The organism is Pseudomonas sp. NPDC087697 (assembly GCF_044743155.1).
Lineage (GTDB): Bacteria > Pseudomonadota > Gammaproteobacteria > Pseudomonadales > Pseudomonadaceae > Aquipseudomonas.
The window spans coordinates 134,880-155,959 of sequence record NZ_JBIUVW010000009.1; the positions used below are offsets into that span (position 1 = coordinate 134,880).

The window sequence follows — 21,080 nt, forward strand, 5'->3', positions numbered from 1 at the left end:
CCACCTGACGGTGGGCTTTTTGTTGCCCATGAAAAAGCCAGGGTCTCGGTATCACCCTCCAACCCCATTGACCAGAAACACCGGCTCCTCCAGATAGTTGAGTCCCAGCCGGTTTTCGAACAGTTCATCGCGTAATGCCGCGGTGGTGAAACAACCCAGACCCAAGGCGGTGGCCACCAGTGAAAAGGTCTGACTCAGATGCCCGGCATCCATCAACGCCACTCGCAGTGCGCGGCTGAATTCGTATTTCCAGGCCATCCGCTCGACCCGTGCAGTGGAAACAAACACCGCCGCCGCGCCCTTGATCCACGGCTGTTCGCCACAGGCCTCGCTGATCCAGGCTCGCGGATCTTCCCGAGAAAGCAGCTCAAGCCCGTGGCGGCGGACCGAGTAGTGGTAAAGACCTCGCTCGAAACCTTGAACATTCATCAACACCACATAGACCTCAGTGCCCTGCAGCGAACCGCCGGCCGGTGAGGTTTTCTTCAGGAAATAGTCGCCCATTCGGTTCTGCTCCATGACGGTCGCGCCCCAGGTGTAGTAGAGCAACAGGGACAGTTGCTGCGCGCTCAACGGCTGGTCACTGAAGGTTCGCGACGTGCGGCGATCGCACAGCGAATCGAGTAACGTCGATTCAGCGATCGCGCAGGAAGGCACCAGCAGCGGGTTTTCCAGGGCAATGAACGGATGGGAGAAATAGTCCTTGAACGCCGACGGCTGACGTCGTGCCAAGGCTTTGTGCTCAAGCTGCGTTTCCAGATCGCTGACACTGATGTAGGGCGTGTGCGACCCCGTCCGGGTGCTCAGGTAAAACTCCAGCGCCGCGTCCCAATGGGTCCAAAGGCTGGCCGGATGGTTGCGCTCATCGGACGTGGCAATGTCCGATGGATTCGCGACCGGCAGCAGCACACCGTGGCTGATCAGTTGCCGCAGGAACGCCAGGTTGTCGTCCTGCTCAGGACTCTGCAAAACACCCGGCAGCAACAAGGCGCTGCCCAGCGTCTGAGGCGTCAGAAAATGGCGCAGCAACGGCAGAAACGTTACGCCAAACTCCAGATCCAGGTCCCTCTGCCGATCCCGGATAAAAAACGTCGCCGAGCCGACGCTGAACCAAGTGTTTTCCCTGAGTTTCAACAGGGTTTGCGCGCCCTCCGATAGTGTTTCTTGTGCGCCCTGCTGATCGCGCCCCTGCCAGAACAGCGCCTTGGGTCTCAAGGACTTGATGGCCGTGATCAACGTCAACAGTTCTGCGTCATCGGTTTTGCGGGAAATATCCCATTCAAGGGTGATCGCTTTCACCGGTGAGAAGGCGAACAACTGACGCAAGATGTCCCAATCCCGCCGCGGATGGCCGGTATGTATTTCAATCAGCCGGTCCAGCGGCAACGAACCCAAATAGTCATTCAGGTCGTAACCCAGGGTTCTGGCGGTCGTGATCGCGCTGTCGAGATCCAGCAGAAAGCCCGAGCCGCTGCGTTCCACCACACTGGAGATGAACTCACCTTCGGATTGCTCTTGGGCGTCGCCCAACGAAAACAACCGCGGTGCGTTTTCCAGCACCAGCAGCGTTGCCGTGAGGTCACGCAGTTCAATGGCATTGGCCACCACCGTGTCAGCCACCTCTTGGGCCAGGGTCGGCAAAATGAAATGCTGAGTGTCGCCACCGTGGAACCGCGACCAGGAAATATGCTCGGCCAGCCAGGGCGAGCGGGTTTTCTCGCACAGTCGCCGCGTCATTTGCAGAAACTCGCGGTCCATCGCGATGCCCACGCTGCCCAGGGACAAACTGGAAGAATGCAGCAAGCTCGGTACTCGAGTCCCGAGCTCAATCAGACGAGGCTCCAGAATGCAGTGCGTCGGCTGAAACTCGACGTAATCGAAATACGGCAAACCCTCAGCGAGAATTCTTTCGATGGTCTGGTCGACTCCATCCCCAGACGGGTCATCTATAGGACAGTGCCGTGGCAAATGGTATTCCAGCCCTACTCCTGCCTCGGGAAATTGCGAAGCATCAAACATCGCCATGTTCGCCTCCCTGGCATCAACCGGTCATACCCAGCAAGCGTTCAGACCCCGCCGCAGCCCCCGATATCGCCAACAGCCCGGCGTATTGGCTTTCCAGTGTTCTGACCTCTTTTGCCAGGTTTTCCAGAAGCTGGCGTCCTTGAGGTGTGAAATCAGCACTGGCTTCGAAATCCGGCAAAGCCTTGATCAAGCCTTGCAGGATAAACACCAGCCGTTTTTGCGCCCGTTGCAACTCTTGGGACGAACGTGAGCGAACCCGCCCCAGGTATTTGACCAATGCGACGTACACGAAAAACGCATGGAAATAGCCATAGAAATCACGTTTCTGCCCTGACCACGGCAAGGTGAACAACGCCTCTCGTGAGACCTCTTCGTTGACGACCGGGCACACTTCGACAATGTTATAGAGCAACTGATGAGTGGCCTCATGCACCAGTGACTCTTCCAGGTCGAGTATCGAATCATCCCGGCTCGATACGAGGATGATCCCGGTGAAGCGCGAAGCCGAACAGCTTCGAAATGAGCCATCGGGCAAATAACAAATGGACTTGACCAGTCTTCTAAACTGTTCGCGGCAGGCGGGCCACGTGTGTTCTATGCGCAACAAGGCAATATTCACCACATCGCAAAAAAAATGCACGGAATGACCGTTACGCTCCAATTGTTTGCGGGTCACTTCATCTTCCGGAAACTCATAACTGGGAGGCGCCACCATCGCAACCAGCGGATCGACATCAAACCGATACACGGGGGGACAATAATCGTTCGTGCGAGCACTGTCGGTTGTTTTCACGCGCACTAACATCTGTGGGAACTCGATCAGCATTTTTTCCAATGCATCCGTATCCGCCGCCTTTTTCGTGATGACCAGGTTGGCATAATGAGTGGTCAGTACATTCCACACTTGAAACACCGGATCATTAATAATCAAACGCTGCTCGCGGGTCGGAGGCACGATAAGATTAAACGCCTGATCGAAAAACTCCGCCAACTGCGGAGCATTGGGAAACAGTTGAAAAAGTTCGGAGTACAGCGCAACAAAGCTCGTGTAGCGATTCCGGCTGACACGCTCCAGTAATACTTCAAATCGTGAAAGTTCCGAGTCCGGCAGAAATGTCGTGCCCTGAAATAAATCGTCATCGGATAGCTCACGCAGACCACTGTTCCCGATATCCATTTTTCAACCTTCCCTTAGGTAGGCGGCAACGGCTTCGCCATCGTCAGACTGGCAATGCCATAACCTGATTGTTCATAAAGACGACGCGCCGCATCGTTGCGACCAAAGACATGCAGTCGCACCTCCTCGCATCCCGCCTGGCGTGCCCATGCCTCAAGGGCCAGCAGTGATTGTTTTGCATAACCCTGGCGGCGCTCTCCAGGGTCAATGTAAATATCCAGAATGAAGGCGATCTTGCCGACACCGGTGTGTCGTTCGGCGACCCACAACTCGCCAATACGACGCCCTTGATCCTTGATCACCCAGAGTTGGTTTTTTTCAGTCTGTCGCCCTTGCGGCAACAATTGCTCAAAGACATTGCGCGCCTTTCGCGACGCTTCCTCCTGAGCCCATTCACCCGCGACGACCATACCATCGCCATATTCTGCAACGGCTCTTTCGGCAAACCTGACAAAATCCGCGTTATCCATTGGAGCCAAGGTGACAGACATGAGTCATTCACTCCGCGTTCGATCGCTTTGCCTCATGACACTTCATAAAGCCATTCGGCGTACCTCCGTGAAAGACCCACCTTTCGGGGCACGCCAAATGGCATCACCGGCCTTTAATCCATACGCGCTTGTTGTTGCTGGGTATCAAATACGGCACGTGTCCCCAGATTGCTTCGGATACCGGCAGAGGCAGCCGTCAGTTTTGCAGCATCAATGCCTTTAACCGCCGCAATCTCATCAGCACTTAGATGCACACCAATATTTTTAGCTGCCGTGGCAGGATCATTGTGAAGTGCATCGGCAAAACCCGGATCCAGCACGGCACGTCCAACAACCGTGGCGAGGGTCTGCTGATTGACTTTATTGCTCATGGTACTTCTCCTTGTTATTTCCGCATGACGAAAACGTACCTCCTGACGACGCATGAGACTTTTTTTTGCCCGCCCTGAGGACTTTGAATATAGCAAGGCACCTGTTATTTTCCAGCCACACCCATGGTTACCTTTAAACCGTTTCACGATAATTGATAACACCGATTCTTAAGGTTAACTGGCGATTACCGATAGGCGTTTAATTACCACTAGAACTGTAGGAATCCTCTTACAACCAAAGCAATAAGCACTTTTAATTAATATCCACCAAAAGAACACATGCGTCATTAATAGAACACAACGCCGGTTACCCATTATTGACCCGGATAACTATGGGATTTAATTAACAATGTTTCATACCGCCATGCGACCGGGCAGGTGTCGATTAGTGTTCGTTAATCGCCCAAAACCCCGTTCATCTGATTGAATCCCCTCGTCGATCCCCTGCACCATTCCCCCCGCACCTACAAAAACCAATAACAACAGGTTCGACACCATGACTGCGCACCCCGCCCGCTCCGACTAATTGCGCCGACCACGCCCTTTGCGAATTCATTTTTTTGACTGCAACCCCAAGGTTGCGGCTGCGCCCTGCTTCATCCCTAACAATTAGAGAAACCGAGCACATGAAGCCACTCACTCTGACAACCGCCCTTATTCTACCGAGCCTGCTGACCGCGACTCTGCCCGTCATGGCTCAGGAATCGGGTTTTCTCGAAGACGCCAGCGCCAACCTGAACCTGCGCAACTTCTACTTCAACCGCAACTTCACCAACCCGACCCATGCACAACACACGGCGGCAGAATGGACGCAAAGCTTCATCCTCGATGCCAAATCCGGGTTCACCCAAGGCACCGTCGGTTTCGGAATGGACGTATTGGGCCTGTACTCGTTGAAACTCGATGGCGGACGCGGCACCGGGGGCACGCAGTTACTGCCGCTGGACCACGACGGCCGTCCTGCCGATGACTTCGGGCGTCTGGGTGTGGCCTTCAAGGCGAAGCTGTCCCAGACCGAGTTGAAAGTCGGTGAGTGGATGCCGGTGTTGCCGATTTTGCGCTCCGATGACGGGCGCTCGTTGCCGCAAACGTTTCGCGGTGGCCAGATCACCTCAAAGGAAATCAACGGCCTGACACTCTACGGCGGTCAAATGCGCGGCAACAGCCCGCGTGACGACAGCAGCATGAGTGACATGTCGATGAACGGCAAAGCGGCAGTCACGTCCGACCGTTTCAACTTCCAGGGCGGCGAATACAGCTTCAACGACAAGCGCACGCAAATCGGTGTGTGGAACGCCCAGCTCAAGGACATCTACAGTCAGCAATTTATCAATCTGGTCCACACCCAGCCGTTGGGTGACTGGACCCTCGGTGCCAACCTGGGCTTTTTCTATGGCAAGGAAGACGGCAGCGCACGGGCCGGCGAGCTCGACAACAAGACCTGGTCCGGGCTGTTCTCGGCCAAATATGGCGGCAACACCTTCTATGTCGGCTTGCAAAAACTCACTGGCGACAGCGCCTGGATGCGGGTCAACGGCACCAGCGGCGGGACGCTGGCCAACGACAGCTACAACTCAAGCTACGACAACGCCCAGGAGAAATCCTGGCAACTGCGCCACGACTACAACTTCGCTGCCGCAGGTATTCCCGGCCTGACCCTGATGAACCGCTACATCAGCGGCGACAACGTGCACACCGGGACCGTCACCAACGGCAAGGAATGGGGCCGCGAGACCGAAGTCGGCTACACCGTGCAAAGCGGCAGCCTGAAAAACCTCAACGTCAGGTGGCGCAACTCGACCATGCGTCGGGATTACAGCAACAACGAATTCGACGAAAACCGCCTGATCGTCAGCTATCCGATCAACCTGCTCTGACTCGATAAAAATACAGCGAGTACATGAACCGTTCAGCACCGTTATGCTCCTATGGAGACTTCCATAGGAGCGACGGTTTGGCCGCGTGGTGAATAACTGCGCGCCGACAGTCTGCATTCATCCTGATCTGTCGTAGGCCAAAGCAAAAACATGAAACTGATCGCCGTTGTCTTGTCAGTCCTTGCCGTTACGCTCGGCCTCAGCGGTTGTATCGGCCCACCGATCGAATTGACCCCGAAGACCGCGCAGATTTTGAGTTCGACCCCGCCGATCCGCTTTCTGCTGACCTTCGACGATGGTCCAAGCGCGTCCGGTTTTTTCAATCCAACAAGTGCCGTTCTCGACGTGCTGGCCAACAACCCGATTGAGCCGGGCATCAAGGCCGTGTTCTTCGTGCAGACACAAGCCCCCCGGGCCGGTGGCAGCGAACTGGGTCGCACAATCATGCAGCGTGAACATGCTGAGGGGCACATCCTGGGCTTCCATACCGCTACGCCGGGGCATACCAATCACCGCTCGCTCTCCCCGGAAGTACTCGAACAGTCGCTTACCCAAGGCTCTGCAGACATAGCTTCGATCACCGGCAGCCCGCCAATGCTGTTGCGCCCACCGTTCTGGAATTACGACAAACGCACGTTCGCCGCCTATCAACAACACAGCTTGCAGGTGTTGCTGACCGATCTGAGCGCCAATGACGGCAAAATATGGGGCTTCAATGGCAGCCCACGCCGGCGTGCCAACATGCTGAGGCAAATGTCCGAGGTGCGCGAACGAATTGCGGCCGGAGAACTGCCGACGGTTGATGGCGTCATTCCGGTGGTCGTGACGTTTCACGACCTCAATCGCTACACATCCTGGCATATGGAAGAATACCTACAGATTCTGCTCGACAGCGCACGCGAGACTGGCGTGACCACCGACGCCAAACCTTTTTACGACGAACATATAGCCTTGCGAGATGCGGCTCTGGCCCGCACGGTTCGCGATGCCAACCAACCGGTCCATTTGCCTGGCATTTGGAGTTGGTTCTGGGACAGCAATTCCCATTGAGGGCAGGCCGTGTAAACGGGGAGTCCACGGTAGGGAATGGCGGCCCTGACAGTCGTGTCAGGGCCTCGGGTCATTACTCGCGTGATTCGACGCCCAACTCATCCCACACCGACTCGGCCAGGTGGAAGGTTGCATTGGCCGCCGGGATGCCGCAGTAGATTGCGCTCTGCATCAGCACTTCCTTGATCTCGGCGCGGGTGACGCCGTTGTTCGCCGCGCAACGCAGGTGCATTTTCAGCTCTTCATTGCGGTTCATGCCGATCAGCATGGCGATGGTGATCAGGCTGCGGGTGTGCCGTGGCAAGCCGGGGCGGGTCCAGATGTCACCCCAGGCGTGGCGGGTGATCATTTCCTGAAATTCCGAATTGAACTCGGTCAGGGTTGCCAGGCTACGATCGACATGCGCATCGCCGAGCACTGCACGACGCACTTGCATGCCGTCGGCGTAACGTTGTTTCTCGTCCACAAATCGCTCCTCAGATAGACTTTTCAGCCAATAGAAAACTCAGCACCCGGTCACTGAACGCGCTGCCAGCCTGAACGTTGGACAGGTGCGCAGCATAGAACTCGGCGTACTCGGCGCCCTTCACTTGCTCTTGAATAAAGTGCCCGCCGGAAGGTGGCGTGACCGCGTCTTCGGTGCCGGCGATGACCAGGGTCGGCACGCTGATCAATGACAGTTGTTCACGGAAGTCGGCATCGCGTACCGCTGCGCAATTGGCCGCGTAACCTTGTGGCGAGGTGGCAGCGAGCATGTCGGTGATCTGCTTCGCCACTGCCGGATTGGCCTCGGCGAAGTCCGGGGTAAACCAACGGGCAATCGACGCATCGCGCAGTGCGACCATCGCCGCCGGGCCGTCGCGCAGTACGGTTTCGATACGCGGGTTCCAGCCAGAAGGATCACCGATCTTCGCTGCAGTGTTGCACACCACCAGTTTGCGCAGACGCTCACCGGCATTGATCCCCAACCACTGACCGATCAGCCCGCCCATGGACAGCCCGCAAAAATGTGCGCGTTCGATCTGCAAGGCATCCAGCAGCGCCAGCACGTCATGTCCCAATTGCTCGATGCTGTACGGCCCCGGCGTCACCAGCGAACGACCATGCCCGCGGGTGTCGAAACGCAGCACACGAAAGTGTTCGGCGAACGCCGGAACCTGCACGTCCCACATGTGCAGGTTAGTGCCCAGCGAGTTGGACAGCACCAGCACCGGGGCGCGTTCAGGACCGTCGAGTTGGTAGTTCAGTTCGCCGTCGGCGAGTTGTACGAATCCCACAGAAATTCTCCTTCAGGCAGTCAAGGCAAAATGCTCGGCCAGCGCACGCTCAACCCAGGTTTGAGCCTGGCCAAGGTAATGCGCAGGGTTCATCAATTGATCGAGTTCAGCGCTCGAGAGCTCGGCGGTCACTTGCGGTTCATCGCCGAGAACCGCACGCAAATGTCGCTGCTCGGCCACGGCGCGTTTGCAGCACAGCTCCAGCAGATGGTGCGCGCTGTCGCGACCGATCCGTTGGGCGAGGACGATGCTCACCGCTTCGGCCAGCACCAGACCTTGGGTCAAATCAAGGTTCTTCGCCATGCGCTCGACGTCAACCTCCAGCCCTTCGGTGATCAACAGCGCTTGCTGCAATGCACCGGACACCAGGCAACAAATTTCCGGCAGGGTTTCCCACTCGGCATGCCACAACCCCAGGCTGCGCTCGTGCTCTTGTGGCATGGCGCTGAACAGTGTCGACAGCAAACCGGGAACCCGCGTTGCGGCACCGATCAGCACGGCTGCGCCCACCGGGTTGCGTTTGTGCGGCATGGTCGAGGAACCGCCCTTGCCCGGCGCCGAGGGTTCGAAGACTTCCGCCGCCTCGGTCTGCATCAGCAGGCTGATGTCGCGGCCCAGTTTGCCGAGGCTGCCGGCGATCAGTCCAAGCGCCGCGCCGAACTCCACCAGACGATCACGTTGGGTGTGCCAGGGTTGTTCCGGCAACGTGAGTTGCAGCTCCTGCGCCAGCGCTTCGGCAATTGGCATGGCCTGCTCGCCGAGGGCCGCGAGGGTCCCGCTGGCGCCACCAAATTGCAGCACCAACAGGCGCGGCTTGAGTGCTTGCAGACGTTGCCGACTGCGGGTCACCGCTCCCAGCCAACCGGCGATTTTCATCCCCAGCGTGACCGGCGTCGCATGTTGCAGCCAGGTACGTCCGGCCATTGGCGTGAGCACATGGCGCCGGACCTGGATCGCCAACGCTTCGCCAAGTCGCGCCAGATCGGTCTCGATAAAGTGCAGTGCCTGGCGCAGTTGCAGCACCAGGCCGGTGTCCATCACATCCTGGCTGGTCGCGCCCAGATGCACGTAACGCTCAGCGTCCTGGTCATGCGCGGCGATCTGCTTGCCCAGCGCCTTGACCAGCGGAATCGCCGAGTTACCGGCAATCGCTATCGCCTCGCCAAGGGCAGAAAAGTCATAAAGTTCGGCCCTACAGGCCGCCTCGATCGGTGCAACGGCAGACGCCGGAATCAGTCCAACCCGCGCCTCGGCCCGGGCCAGTGCCGCTTCGAAATCGAGCATGGCCTGAACCCGGCCCTGATCGCTGAACACTTCACGCATATTTCGAGCAGTGAAATAGGCATCGAACAATTGATTGCTCGGTCGTTGCATAGGGGGTTCCTTACGCGGCGCGCGCCCGATTCAGGCGCGCGCCGACAATTCAAAGATCGTTTTCCAGATACGCTGCCCGTTTCGGCAAACGCAGGCTGAACAGGAAGGCGACCGCCATCATCACCGTCACGTACCAGTAGAAATAGTTCTCCACACCTACTGACTTCAGGCTCAACGCCACGTACTCCGCCGAACCGCCAAAGATCGCATTGGCTACCGCGTAGGCCAGGCCCACCCCCAGCGCACGGACTTGCGGCGGGAACATTTCGGCTTTCACCAGACCGCTGATCGAGGTGTAGAAACTGACGATCGCCAGTGCCAGAGTGATCAGCCCAAACGCCAGGAACGGGCTGGTCACGGACTTCAAGGTCAGCAGGATCGGCACGGTGAACAGCGTCCCCAGGGCACCGAACCAGAGCATCGAGTTACGCCGGCCAATCTTGTCCGCCAGCATGCCGAAGAATGGCTGCATGCACATATAAAGGAAGAGTGCGCCGGTCATGATGTAACTGGCGGTCTTGGCGGGCATCCCGGCGGTGTTCACCAGATACTTCTGCATATAGGTGGTGAAGGTGTAGAAAATCAGCGAACCACCGGCGGTGTAGCCAAGCACGGTAATAAAGGCGGCGGTGTGGTTCTTGAACAGCGCGGCCATGCTGCCGGCATCTTTGTCTGCACGCATTTCCTTGCTGGTGGTCTCTTTCAGCGAACGACGCAGGAACAGCGAAATCAATGCCGCGACAGCGCCGACCGCGAACGGAATCCGCCAGCCCCAGGCACGCAGGTCGTCCTCAGTCAGGAACTGTTGCAGGATCACCACCAATGACACCGCCAGCAGTTGGCCGCCGATCAAGGTCACGTACTGGAACGAGGCGAAGAAACCGCGCTGGCCCTTGAGCGCGACTTCACTCATGTAGGTCGCCGTGGTGCCGTATTCACCGCCCACCGACACACCCTGAATCAGGCGGGCCACCAGCAGCAGGATCGGCGCCCAGACGCCGATGTCCTTGTAGGTCGGCAAGCAGGCGATCAACAGTGAGCCGGCGCACATCATCAGCACCGAAATCATCATCGAATTCTTGCGCCCGTGCTTGTCGGCCACCCGGCCGAACAGCCAGCCACCGATGGGGCGCATCAAAAACCCGGCGGCGAACACCCCGGCGGTGTTAACCAGTTGCACCGTGGGGTTGTCGGAAGGGAAAAACGCCGGGGCGAAATAGATTGCGCAGAAGGCGTAAACATAGAAGTCGAACCACTCGACCAGATTGCCGGAAGACGCCCCGACAATCGCAAAGATCCTTTTGCCACGCTCTTCAGCGGTGTAGAGACTGGTTATTGTTGTCATGTTTTTTCACTCAATGGGGACAGTGAGAGTCTAGACATACTTTGCAACAGCCCCGTTTCACAGAAACAACCCCCGAAGGCAGCGGCAAACCTGTGGCGAGGGAGCTTGCTCCCGCTGGTCTGCGTAGCAGACCCAAAACCCGAGAATGCGGTTATTCAGACAGAACTGGTCAGCCGGGTTTACGACCGCTTCGCGGCCGAGCGGGAGCAAGCTCCCTCGCCACAACAGCGTGTTCACTCAATAATCGAAAAACACCGTTTCGGCATCAGTGCCCTGCAGGATCACATTCCACTGCAACGCGCCCGCCCCATTGGCTTTCGCCATCAAGGTTGTGCGGCGCTCTTCAGGTACGCAGGCCAGCAGCGGATCGCTGGTGTTGGCCGGTTCACCGTCGAAGTAGATCCGCGTCAGCAAGTGCTTCACCAGGCCACGGGCAAAAACCAGCACCACCAGATGCGGCGCCTGTGTACTGCCCTTGAGCCCCGGCACTGTCCCCGGTTTGATGGTGGTGAAACGGAACCGCCCTTCTGCGTCGACAGGCACCCGACCAAACCCTTCGAAATTAGGGTCCAGCGGTTTGTCCTGCTGATCTTCTGGATGGTCATACTTGCCAGCGGCGTTGGCCTGCCAGACTTCCAGCATCGCGTCGTTGACGAAGTCGCCGTTGCCATCGACCACCTGCCCGGTGATCGTCACACGTTCGCCAAGGGTTTCTTCGATGGTCAGATTTTCGCGGTTCAACCAGGTCAGACCAATGTGGTAATACGGCCCGACGGTGTGGGAAGTAGTCGCGTTCAGCGTCATCTTATTTCTCCATCGGCGTGGCATCACGGCCGCGCAAAACGATATCCCAGCGATAACCGAGGGCGTAGGACGGGATGGTTTTTTCCAGGTCGAAACTGGCGATCAAGCGCTCTTTCGCGCTGGTGTCGGGTACGCAGTTGTAAATCGGGTCGTAGGCCAGCAACGGATCACCGGGGAAGTACATCTGCGTGACCAGGCGCGTCAGAATACTCGGCCCGAACAGTGAGAAATGGATATGCGCCGGGCGCCAGGCATTGTGGTGGTTGCCCCACGGGTAGGCGCCGGGCTTGATGGTCTGGAACTGGTACCAGCCATCGGCGTCGGTCACGGTGCGGCCGGTGCCAGTAAAGTTCGGGTCCAGCGGCGCGTCATGCAGGTCACGGTCGTGGTTGTAGCGGCCGGCGGCGTTGGCCTGCCAGATCTCCAACAGAATCCCCGGCACCGGCAAGCCGTTCTCATCCAGCACGCGGCCGTGAATGATGATCCGCTCACCCAATGGCTCGCCCTGATGCTGGGCCGTCAGGTCGTTGTCCTGCTCTTGCAGGTACTCGGCGCCGATGGTCGGACCGGTGATTTCCGACAATGAGTGAGGCAAAAACACCAACGGTTTGGACGGCGAACGACGGTTGGTCGATTGATAGGCCGGGTGCAAATATTCCGGCTGAGTGCCCGCTTGCGGGCGACGGTAACCAGGCTTGTCAGTCATGAAACTGTCCTCTTTTCTTGTTCGGTAGCGCGGGTGCGCGTCAGACCCGTTCGATTGCCAATGCCAGACCTTGGCCAACGCCAACGCACATGGTCGCCAGTGCTTTCTTGCCGCCAGTCTTTTCCAACTGATGCAACGCTGTCAGCACCAGCCGTGCACCGCTCATGCCCAGTGGATGCCCCAATGCGATGGCACCACCGTTCGGGTTGACCTGCGCCGCGTCGTCGGCCAGACCGAGTTCACGCAACACCGCAAGACCCTGGCTGGCAAAGGCTTCATTGAGTTCGATCACATCGAAATCGCTGACCGCCACGCCCAGGCGTTCGGTCAACTTGCGCACCGCCGGCACCGGGCCGATGCCCATCACCCGTGGCGCGACACCAGCACTGGACATGCCCAGCACCCGAGCGCGGGCAGTCAGACCGTGTTTTTTTACTGCTTCGGCCGAGGCCAGAATCAGTGCCGCCGCACCGTCGTTCACGCCTGAGGCATTGCCAGCGGTGACGGTCTTGTCCGGGCCATTGACCGGTTTGAGTTTGCTCAGTGTTTCCAGGGTTGTGTCAGCGCGTGGATGCTCGTCCTGCTCGACCACGCTTTCACCCTTCTTGTGGGCAATGCGCACCGGGACGATTTCTTCGGCGAAAAAGCCTGCAGCTTGCGCGGCCGCCGTCCGTTGCTGACTGCGCAGTGCGAAAGCATCCTGATCAGCGCGGGAAACCGCGTAATCGTCGGCCACATTGTCGCCGGTCTGCGGCATCGCATCGACGCCGTACTGAGCCTTCATCAAGGGGTTGATGAAGCGCCAGCCGATGGTGGTGTCTTCCAGTTTCATGTTGCGCGAGAACGCCGCATCGGCCTTGCCCATCACGAACGGCGCGCGGGACATCGACTCGACGCCGCCGGCAATCGCCAGTTCCATCTCACCGCTGGCAATCGCCCGGAACGCCGTGCCAATGGCATCCATGCCCGAGGCGCACAGGCGATTGAGAGTCACGCCGGGAATGCTTTCCGGCAGCCCGGCCAGCAGCAATGCCATGCGCGCCACGTTGCGGTTGTCCTCGCCGGCCTGGTTGGCGCAGCCGAGGAACACCTCGTCCACCGCGCTCCAATCGACGCTCGGGTTGCGTTCCATCAGGGCCTTGATCGGCACGGCGGCCAGATCGTCAGCGCGAACCATCGACAAACCACCGCCAAAACGGCCGATGGGGGTGCGAATCGCATCGCAGATATAAACCTCGCGCATCAGGCTTCTCCCGGTGCTTGGCCATGGGCGGCGGCGGTACGCGCTTCAAGATCACGCAGCGCGGCCAACTCGACGTCGGTCGGTTCGGCGGTGTGCTCCACCTGCTCGGCAAAGCGGATTGCCCAACCGGTGGCGGCAACAACCTGCTCGCGGGTCACGCCTGGGTGCAGCGCGGTGACCACGAATTCGTTGCTGCCGACTTCCGGTTCCATGATGCACAGGTCGGTGATGATCCCCACGGGGCCAGCACCCGGCAGGCCAAGACGCTTGCGCGAGTCGCCGCCTTCGCCATGGCCGACCGAGGTAATGAAATCAAGCTTGTCGACAAACGAACGGGCCGATTGCTTGAGGATGATCAACACGCTTTTCGCCGAGCCTGCGATCTCCGGCGCACCGCCGGCACCCGGCAGACGGACTTTCGGATGATGGTAATCGCCGACCACGGTGGTGTTGATGTTGCCAAAACGGTCGACCTGAGCGGCACCGAGAAAGCCGACGTCAATGCGCCCGCCTTGCAGCCAATAGCGAAAAATCTCACCGGTCGGGACGACGGTGTCGGCGGTTTCCGCCAGTTCACCGTCACCGATCGACAATGGCAATACTGTCGGCTTGGCACCAATCGGACCCGATTCGTAGATCAGGACCACATCCGGCGAAGACGTCAGGCGTGCCAGGTTGGCCGCTTTCGACGGCAGGCCGATGCCGACGAAGCACACCGAGCCATTCTTCAGTCGGCGAGCGGCGGCGACAGTCATCATTTCATTGGTGGAGTAAGCCATTATTGAGCCTCCGACACTTTGGCCAACTTGGCCTGGAATTCACTGAAGTCAGCGCTGCCGTGGATGTATTCGTTGATCCACGCGGTGAAGGTTTCACGGTCGCGGGCAATCGGATCCCAGGCCTGGTAGAAGCGGTTGTCGCGTTCGGTATAACCGTGGGCGTAGGACGGATGCGCACCGCCGGGAACATGGCAAACCGCGCTCAAGGCCCAGGTCGGCAATACGCAGGCATTCATCGGCGCGTTCAGGTCGTCGACGATTTCTTCAACCGTGACGATGCAGCGCTTGGCGGCCAATGCGGCTTCCTTCTGCACCCCAAGAATGCCCCAGAGCAAGACATTGCCCTTGCGATCAGCTTTCTGCGCGTGGATCACCGTAACGTCTGGACGCACCGATGGCACCGCCGCCAGCACTTCGCCGGTGAACGGGCAGGTCACGCTTTTGATCAGCGGGTTGACCTTCGGCAAGTCGGAACCGGCATAGGCCCGCAGCACAGCGAACGGTAGTCCGGAGGCACCCGCGACGTAGGCATTAGCCAGATCGGCGTGGCTGTGTTCTTCGATTTCCAGAGCGTGTGGCCACTGTTTCTCGACGGCATCGCGCAGACGGTGCAGCGAGCCCACGCCCGGGTTTCCGCCCCAGGAAAAAATCAGCTTGCGAGCGCAACCGGCACCGATCAATTGGTCGTAGACCAGATCAGGAGTCATGCGCACCAACGTCAGGTCTTTCTTGCCCTGACGAATGATTTCATGACCCGCTGCGTTAGGAATCAAGTGAGTGAAGCCTTCGAGCGCGACGGTATCGCCGTCGTTGACGAATTGCTTCACCGCGTCGTGCAGCGAAAGGATTTCAGCCATGGGGTTGGACTCCCGATTCTCAGTAAACCGATGTGGAGGACAAGGCGCGATAAGCAGCGCCGGAATGACTGAAGGTTAAGCCGCCGAAAAACCCCAAACAATCCGATAATCGACTAAGTGTTCGTTTATCGAACGGATTGTTGCCTCCCTACTGATCGAATCAAAAGCTTCGCCAGCAAGCCCGCTCCCACAGGGATCACCCATCACCCTGTGGGAGCGGGCTTGCTCGCGAAAAGGCCATCAAACTCGCTAAAAAATCTGAATCCTGCCTTCAGGTCGCATCCGCATGGCTGACCATGCCTTTGATCACCACCGCCGTGGTGGCCAATGCCGCCGGAATCACCAAAGCCGTCAGCACCTGTTCGAAGTTCCAGCCCAGACCCAGTAACGTAGCGCCCATCCAGGCGCCGAGAATCGCACCGAAACGGCCAATCCCAAGCATCCACGACACGCCAGTCGCCCGGCCTTGAGTCGGATAGAAGCGCGCCGCCAGCGACGGCATCGCCGATTGCGCGCCGTTGACGCACATCCCGGCGACCAGCACCAACGTTGCCAGCAGTGTGATGTTGCCCAGGCTCTGCCCTACAGCGTAGGCAAACACCCCAGCCAACAAGTAGAAAATGCCGATCACCTTGTGCGGATTGAACCGGTCCATCGCCCAACCCACCGCCACCGCACTCAACACGCCACCAAACTGAAACAGCGCACCAATGAACGCCGCCTGTTCCATGCTCGCGCCGCTGTCACGCATCAGGGTCGGCAACCAGCTGGTCAGCAGATAGACGATGACCAGCCCCATGAAATAGGTCAGCCACAGCAGCAACGTGCCAGTGCTGTAAGTGCCGGAGAAAATCACCGCAAACACGTTGCGGGCTTTCACGGTTGTCTGTTCAGGCACGCTGAAACTCGATGCCTGAGCGACAACCGTCGGATCAATCGGCGCCAGCGCCTTGCGCACCTTGTCGGTTCCGCGATTGCGCACCACCAGGTAACGCGCCGACTCCGGCAACCACAGCAACAGCACCACCCCGAGAATCAACGGCAGAATCCCGCCAATCAGCAACAGGCTGTGCCAACCGAACGCAGGGATCAGCTTGGCTGAAATGAAACCGCCGCCAGCCATGCCTAGGTTGAATCCACAGAACATGCTGGTCACCAGCAGGGATTTTTTGCGCTCCGGGGTGTATTCCGACAACAGCGTGGTGGCATTCGGCATGCCAGCACCAAGGCCGAGCCCGGTCAGGAACCGCAGCACCAGCAACTGATCGACGTTAGTGCTGTAAGCCGAGGCCAGACTGAAAGCGCCGAACAACAACACTGCGCCGACCAGTACGACTTTTCGCCCAAAACGGTCAGCCAACGGTCCAGAGCCCAGTGCGCCGAAGACCATGCCGATCAGCGCCGCACTCATTACCGGGCCGAGGCTGGCGCGGTCGATCCCCCAATCCTGAGACAGCGCCGGAGCAATAAAATCCATGGCTGCAGTATCCAGACCATCGAGAAACACAATCAGGAAACACAGGATCACCACCCGCCATTGATAGCGCGACAGCGGTTGGGCATTGATAAAGGACTGCACATCGAGGCAGTTCCCGACAGCGGATTGAGGCTGGTTCATTATTTTTATTCCAGGCAAGAAACGCAGGCGAACACGTGCTGGCAATCGCCAGCCGTATCACAAAAAGGCTAATACCGGGATCAGTCGATCCGGTTTCGATGGCTGACTCGGGCGGGACAGCGACCGGCAGAGAACATGTGCATGGGGGGTGCCTCTTCATTATTATTGGGTCGTCATCCGGTGCTGGGCTGAGAGGCCAACAGCACTGGATGACGCTGCCGCGACATTAATGAGGCAAAGGAAACAGCGTCAATTCACCAAACGCGACTCTGTGCGTTTATCGAACAGCTTACGCAAACAGCTGAGCACTCAATTCACGACTGGCACTCAACAACCCGGGCAAAAAACGCTGCTCCAGTTCGTTGCGACTGACGCGCCCGGCATGCGTGCTGACATTCAGCGCAGCCAGCACCTGACCGGATGCGTCGTACACCGGAACGGCAATCGAGCGCAGCCCTTGCTCGAGTTCCTGGTCGACAATGCACCAGCCTTGCTGCCGAACTTCCTGAAGGCATTCGAGCAACGACTCGCGCGTATGCAGGGTGCGGCTGGTCTTGGCCTGCAACTCGGCATGTTCGAGATAGTCGTGCAGCGAAGCATCATCCAGTGCTGCCAGAAGGATCCGACCCATGGAGGTGCAATAAGCCGGCAAACGCCCACCCACCGACAAGTCGACGGAGATCAGTCGCTGGGTCGTTGCCGAACGGGCGATGTACAAGATGTCATCACCTTCCAGCGTGGCCATGTTGCAAGCCTCGTGCAGTTGCTCGCTCATGCGGTCCAGGTACGGCTGGGCCGATACCGCCAGCGGCGTCGAGGACAGATAGGCATGGCCGAGGGTCAGGACTTTGGGCAACAGCGAATAGGTTCGACCGTCGGTGGTCGCGTAGCCGAGTTTGATCAGCGTATGCAGGCAACGGCGTACGGCGGCGCGGGGAATTTCCGTGCGATGGCTGATCTGCGCGATGGTCAAATGCCGCTTGCGCTCCTGGAAGGCTTGCACCACCGCCAGGCCACGGGCCAGGGAAGTCATGAAGTCCGGATCGCCGGTGAACGCCTGAATTCGCTTGGCTGGCGAGGCAACGATCGGCGGCGCCACTGAAGCAAAGGAATTACGCAATTGATCGTTCATTTCAGGTCATTCCGCAGAGTTCGACAGCTATTACAAGCTGCTCTGGATCGCAAGCACAAGCATGAGCAGCCAAGGTTGGGCGATTATCGAACCATTAATCGATAATCGCAATCAACTGACTGGAGGGCTATATAGGATGAGGGCTACGGGCGACCGCGTGTACGTTTCCTATAAAGCTCGGAATCTTTCATTACAGGTTTTCACACTTTTGCTGACACTGAATAACAGCCGTTTTTTAATCCACTCAATGTGGACGACTTAATGGCGCCAGGAAACGGGTCTGTAAAGACATTGCCAAAAAGTGAACTTGCGCACAAAACTTGCGCGGAACAAAACAAATTCACAGGACGAAGCACTTTTAAGTTATTCGAGATAGTGTTCTGCCAATCGGCCGCTATAATGCACTTCAGTGATGACCGCGTTTTTTTGCAACTACGGGATCCAATCACTCAGGCAGTGCGAGGTTTCAACCCCGCTTCCTGCTGGCAAGCGCTTGACGCTCATTTCGAATGCCCGGCCAATGCGTTTGCAAAAAAACAAGAAAACTGATGCTACGTCAGTGGTTCTGCTCTGGTGCCGTGGCCGCCTGCTAGAAGGAAGCTGTCAAGCACAACGCTGTCAGAATGGGTGTCTTGCCGGACACTCTGCTCGAGACGCTTGTGATCGACGCAACGAATGCAGTGCGTATCACCAGAATTTATCTCAACTCAATTAGGTAACACTGTGACGAAAGACGAACTGCGCGCGGAACTTGAGCGCCAGGAACAACGTTACAAGGAAGTTTACGGCGGGGAAGTCACCACCTACGCCGCTCAACCTGACCCGGAACGTAAACCTTGGCGTAAACGCGCCAGCATCCTCGATCAGGCCTTTACCCAGGAACTGCAGAAGATGGAAAAAGAACTCAAAGCCGAAGAGCCATAATCGCTCCGGTTTGAGATCTTCCGGGCCTGCGTCACCTTCAGTCACACGCTGAATGGATTGACGCTCCATATCGCGCCCGCTAAAAGCGGGCGACTGCCACCTCAATCCCACCGATTGAGGTAAATGGCGCTTGGCTGGCCCTCCTTACAGATATTTCACACACCCATTTCAGTTTCCCGTCGAAGCAACTGAAATGTCGACATGTGCCACAACCACCAATGAAATCAAGGGCTTGAAAAACCTACGACAACACTGGGGTTTAGGGCCTTGTTACACACTAAATCGTTGAAGAATGTAACCGATGAGCAGCAAGTGCATTGATTTGCAGGGTTTTCTGGCATAATCGCGCCCCCTTATGACCGGGTCAGAAAACCTTCATGATCGATTTATTCAGCGGACTGGATGCTTGGGTGCTTGTGAGCCTCTTCCTCGCCCTGGCCTTTGTCCTCGCCTTCGAGTTCATCAACGGCTTTCATGACACCGCTAACGCGGTTGCCACTGTTATCTACACCAAAGCCATGCCGCCTCATCTGGCAGTGTTTTTTTCCGGTGTATTCAACTTCCTCGGCGTGTTGCTGGGCGGCGTTGGCGTGGCCTATGCCATCGTCCACCTGCTGCCGGTAGAGTTGCTGATCAATGTGAATACCGGCCACGGGCTGGCAATGGTGTTCTCCTTGCTCGCTGCGGCCATCACCTGGAACCTGGGGACCTGGTACTTCGGTATCCCGGCCTCCAGCTCTCATACCCTGATCGGTTCGATCCTGGGTGTAGGTCTGGCAAACGCCCTGATCAACGACATTCCATTGGCTGACGGTGTTAACTGGCAGAAAGCGATCGATATCGGCGCATCCTTGGTGTTCTCGCCAATAGCCGGTTTCCTGGTGGCCGCGTTGGTGCTGATTGGCCTGAAATGGTGGCGTCCTCTGTCCAAGATGCACAAGACACCGGACCAGCGCCGCAAGCTCGATGACAAGAAACACCCGCCGTTCTGGAACCGTCTGGTTCTGGTGATCTCGGCGATGGCTGTCAGCTTTGTTCACGGCTCCAACGATGGCCAGAAAGGCATCGGCCTGATCATGCTGGTATTGATCGGTATCGTGCCGGCGCAGTTCGTTCTCGACCTGAGCAGCAGCACCTACCAGATCGAACGGACTCGCGATGCGACCCTGCACTTGAGCCAGTTCTACAAGCGCAATGCCGATACTCTGGGCGAGTTCCTGGCCCTGGGCAAAAGCCTGGACGGTGATTTGCCGGAGAAATTCCGCTGCAACCCGCAACAGACCGAACCGACCATTTCCGCCCTGCTCGGCACCCTCAAAGGTGTAGCGGACTACCACTCGCTGTCGCAGGAAAGCCGCATCGAAGTTCGTCGCTACCTGCTCTGCCTGGACGACACGGCGAAAAAAGTCGGCAAATTGCCTGGCCTCGAAGCCCGCGAAAAGGCTGACCTGGACAAACTGCGTAAGGACCTGACCACCACCACTGAATACGCCCCGTTCTGGGTGATTCTGGCAGTCGCCCTGGCACTCGGCCTGGGCACCATGGTTGGCTGGAAACGCGTGGTACTGACCATCGGCGAGAAGATCGGCAAGCAAGGCATGACCTACGCCCAGGGCATGTCGGCACAAATCACCACTGCGGGCATGATCGGTCTGGCAAACATCTTCAGCCTGCCGGTATCGACCACCCACGTACTGTCTTCGGGTGTGGCCGGGACCATGATCGCCAACAAAAGCGGCCTGCAAGGCGGCACCGTGAAAACCATCCTGCTGGCCTGGGTCCTGACCCTGCCTGCAACGATGGCCCTGTCGGCCGGCCTGTTCTGGCTGGCATCGAAGGCACTTGGTAGCTGATTCATAGCCGTACAAAAAAAAGCGCGCCCTCCCGGAGGTCGCGCTTTTTTTATGCCCATGTGTCCCAAAAGATCGCAGCCTGCGGCAGCTCCTTGTATCTCGACTATCGCTCCGTCAGGAGCGATAGTTCTCGACTGATCATCGAGGGAGGGACCTGGAAGCCGCGCAGCTCCTTAG

At 58.1% G+C, this 21,080-nt stretch carries 19 protein-coding genes; 4 read left to right on the forward strand and 15 right to left on the reverse strand.

The window, feature by feature from the left end; genetic code table 11:
* Positions 1-51: 51 nt before the first annotated feature.
* The 4 genes from ACIPIN_RS09785 to ACIPIN_RS09800 all read right to left on the reverse strand — a co-directional run bounded on the left by ACIPIN_RS09785 (position 52) and on the right by ACIPIN_RS09800 (position 4,064).
* Positions 52-2,025 carry a DUF692 family multinuclear iron-containing protein gene (locus ACIPIN_RS09785; RefSeq protein ID WP_401117883.1) on the reverse strand — a complete coding sequence of 658 codons (1,974 nt, stop codon included), beginning with the start codon at positions 2,023-2,025 and terminating at the stop codon, positions 52-54.
* A gap of 16 nt (positions 2,026-2,041) precedes the next feature.
* The gene (locus ACIPIN_RS09790) at positions 2,042-3,202 is read right to left on the reverse strand and encodes an aKG-HExxH-type peptide beta-hydroxylase (RefSeq protein WP_401117885.1); all 1,161 of its coding nucleotides are present in this window, start codon (positions 3,200-3,202) and stop codon (positions 2,042-2,044) included.
* A gap of 14 nt (positions 3,203-3,216) precedes the next feature.
* The gene (locus ACIPIN_RS09795; protein ID WP_401117886.1) at positions 3,217-3,693 is read right to left on the reverse strand and encodes a GNAT family N-acetyltransferase; all 477 of its coding nucleotides are present in this window, start codon (positions 3,691-3,693) and stop codon (positions 3,217-3,219) included.
* 113 nt (positions 3,694-3,806) lie between these two features.
* Positions 3,807-4,064, reverse strand: coding sequence for an Os1348 family RiPP precursor (locus ACIPIN_RS09800; RefSeq protein ID WP_401117888.1), 258 nt, complete (start codon positions 4,062-4,064; stop codon positions 3,807-3,809).
* A gap of 626 nt (positions 4,065-4,690) precedes the next feature.
* Here ACIPIN_RS09800 and ACIPIN_RS09805 point away from each other — a divergent pair.
* Together ACIPIN_RS09805 and ACIPIN_RS09810 are read left to right on the forward strand one after the other, a co-directional pair.
* Positions 4,691-5,941 (forward strand): OprD family porin, encoded by a 1,251-nt coding sequence (locus tag ACIPIN_RS09805; protein WP_401117890.1) that lies wholly within the window; start codon positions 4,691-4,693, stop codon positions 5,939-5,941.
* 150 nt (positions 5,942-6,091) lie between these two features.
* The gene (locus ACIPIN_RS09810) at positions 6,092-6,991 is read left to right on the forward strand and encodes a polysaccharide deacetylase family protein (RefSeq protein WP_401117892.1); all 900 of its coding nucleotides are present in this window, start codon (positions 6,092-6,094) and stop codon (positions 6,989-6,991) included.
* A 73-nt stretch (positions 6,992-7,064) separates the two neighbouring features.
* On the opposite strand, the gene pcaC is transcribed toward ACIPIN_RS09810, so the two are convergent.
* The 11 genes from pcaC to pcaR all read right to left on the reverse strand — a co-directional run bounded on the left by pcaC (position 7,065) and on the right by pcaR (position 18,126).
* Positions 7,065-7,457 carry a 4-carboxymuconolactone decarboxylase gene (gene pcaC / locus ACIPIN_RS09815; protein ID WP_123428240.1) on the reverse strand — a complete coding sequence of 131 codons (393 nt, stop codon included), beginning with the start codon at positions 7,455-7,457 and terminating at the stop codon, positions 7,065-7,067.
* 10 nt (positions 7,458-7,467) lie between these two features.
* A complete protein-coding gene (pcaD, locus tag ACIPIN_RS09820; protein ID WP_401117894.1) occupies positions 7,468-8,268 on the reverse strand; it encodes a 3-oxoadipate enol-lactonase in 801 nt (266 codons plus the stop codon).
* Positions 8,269-8,280: 12 nt separating this feature from the next.
* Positions 8,281-9,642 (reverse strand): 3-carboxy-cis,cis-muconate cycloisomerase, encoded by a 1,362-nt coding sequence (locus ACIPIN_RS09825; protein WP_401117895.1) that lies wholly within the window; start codon positions 9,640-9,642, stop codon positions 8,281-8,283.
* Between the two features lie 49 nt (positions 9,643-9,691).
* Positions 9,692-10,987 (reverse strand): MFS family transporter, encoded by a 1,296-nt coding sequence (locus ACIPIN_RS09830; protein WP_401117897.1) that lies wholly within the window; start codon positions 10,985-10,987, stop codon positions 9,692-9,694.
* Positions 10,988-11,224: 237 nt separating this feature from the next.
* A complete protein-coding gene (pcaG, locus tag ACIPIN_RS09835) occupies positions 11,225-11,791 on the reverse strand; it encodes a protocatechuate 3,4-dioxygenase subunit alpha (protein WP_401117899.1) in 567 nt (188 codons plus the stop codon).
* A gap of 1 nt (position 11,792) precedes the next feature.
* Positions 11,793-12,497, reverse strand: coding sequence for a protocatechuate 3,4-dioxygenase subunit beta (gene pcaH / locus ACIPIN_RS09840; protein ID WP_401117900.1), 705 nt, complete (start codon positions 12,495-12,497; stop codon positions 11,793-11,795).
* A gap of 40 nt (positions 12,498-12,537) precedes the next feature.
* On the reverse strand, positions 12,538-13,743 hold the full coding sequence (pcaF, locus tag ACIPIN_RS09845) for a 3-oxoadipyl-CoA thiolase (protein WP_401117912.1): 1,206 nt from the start codon (positions 13,741-13,743) through the stop codon (positions 12,538-12,540).
* Entirely contained in the window at positions 13,740-14,522 is a 783-nt protein-coding gene (locus ACIPIN_RS09850) for a CoA-transferase subunit beta (RefSeq protein WP_401117914.1), read from the reverse strand. Before ACIPIN_RS09850 ends, pcaF begins: the two co-directional genes overlap by 4 nt.
* Positions 14,519-15,376, reverse strand: coding sequence for a CoA transferase subunit A (locus ACIPIN_RS09855; protein WP_401117902.1), 858 nt, complete (start codon positions 15,374-15,376; stop codon positions 14,519-14,521). The genes ACIPIN_RS09850 and ACIPIN_RS09855 overlap by 4 nt, the downstream gene beginning before the upstream one ends.
* A 271-nt stretch (positions 15,377-15,647) precedes the next feature.
* On the reverse strand, positions 15,648-16,994 hold the full coding sequence (locus ACIPIN_RS09860; protein ID WP_401117904.1) for an MFS transporter: 1,347 nt from the start codon (positions 16,992-16,994) through the stop codon (positions 15,648-15,650).
* A gap of 289 nt (positions 16,995-17,283) precedes the next feature.
* A complete protein-coding gene (gene pcaR / locus ACIPIN_RS09865; RefSeq protein ID WP_054596029.1) occupies positions 17,284-18,126 on the reverse strand; it encodes a pca regulon transcriptional regulator PcaR in 843 nt (280 codons plus the stop codon).
* Positions 18,127-18,849: 723 nt separating this feature from the next.
* On the opposite strand from pcaR, the gene ACIPIN_RS09870 reads away from it, so the two are divergent.
* Together ACIPIN_RS09870 and ACIPIN_RS09875 are read left to right on the forward strand one after the other, a co-directional pair.
* Positions 18,850-19,050, forward strand: a complete 201-nt coding sequence (locus ACIPIN_RS09870; RefSeq protein ID WP_071551521.1) for a hypothetical protein — start codon at positions 18,850-18,852, stop codon at positions 19,048-19,050.
* A 377-nt stretch (positions 19,051-19,427) separates the two neighbouring features.
* Positions 19,428-20,903, forward strand: coding sequence for an inorganic phosphate transporter (locus tag ACIPIN_RS09875; protein WP_401117906.1), 1,476 nt, complete (start codon positions 19,428-19,430; stop codon positions 20,901-20,903).
* Positions 20,904-21,080 lie beyond the last annotated feature (177 nt).

Excerpts from the sequence above, each read along its gene's own strand:
- ACIPIN_RS09785 (WP_401117883.1), bottom strand. The coding sequence starts at position 2,025 with ATGGCGATGTTTGATGCTTCGCAATTTCCCGAGGCAGGAGTAGGGCTG.
- ACIPIN_RS09790 (WP_401117885.1), bottom strand. The coding sequence starts at position 3,202 with ATGGATATCGGGAACAGTGGTCTGCGTGAGCTATCCGATGACGATTTA.
- ACIPIN_RS09795 (WP_401117886.1), bottom strand. The coding sequence starts at position 3,693 with ATGTCTGTCACCTTGGCTCCAATGGATAACGCGGATTTTGTCAGGTTT.
- ACIPIN_RS09800 (WP_401117888.1), bottom strand. The coding sequence starts at position 4,064 with ATGAGCAATAAAGTCAATCAGCAGACCCTCGCCACGGTTGTTGGACGT.
- ACIPIN_RS09805 (WP_401117890.1), top strand. The coding sequence starts at position 4,691 with ATGAAGCCACTCACTCTGACAACCGCCCTTATTCTACCGAGCCTGCTG.
- ACIPIN_RS09810 (WP_401117892.1), top strand. The coding sequence starts at position 6,092 with ATGAAACTGATCGCCGTTGTCTTGTCAGTCCTTGCCGTTACGCTCGGC.
- ACIPIN_RS09825 (WP_401117895.1), bottom strand. The coding sequence starts at position 9,642 with ATGCAACGACCGAGCAATCAATTGTTCGATGCCTATTTCACTGCTCGA.
- ACIPIN_RS09830 (WP_401117897.1), bottom strand. The coding sequence starts at position 10,987 with ATGACAACAATAACCAGTCTCTACACCGCTGAAGAGCGTGGCAAAAGG.
- pcaG (WP_401117899.1), bottom strand. The coding sequence starts at position 11,791 with ATGACGCTGAACGCGACTACTTCCCACACCGTCGGGCCGTATTACCAC.
- pcaH (WP_401117900.1), bottom strand. The coding sequence starts at position 12,497 with ATGACTGACAAGCCTGGTTACCGTCGCCCGCAAGCGGGCACTCAGCCG.
- ACIPIN_RS09855 (WP_401117902.1), bottom strand. The coding sequence starts at position 15,376 with ATGGCTGAAATCCTTTCGCTGCACGACGCGGTGAAGCAATTCGTCAAC.
- ACIPIN_RS09860 (WP_401117904.1), bottom strand. The coding sequence starts at position 16,994 with ATGAACCAGCCTCAATCCGCTGTCGGGAACTGCCTCGATGTGCAGTCC.
- pcaR (WP_054596029.1), bottom strand. The coding sequence starts at position 18,126 with ATGAACGATCAATTGCGTAATTCCTTTGCTTCAGTGGCGCCGCCGATC.
- ACIPIN_RS09875 (WP_401117906.1), top strand. The coding sequence starts at position 19,428 with ATGATCGATTTATTCAGCGGACTGGATGCTTGGGTGCTTGTGAGCCTC.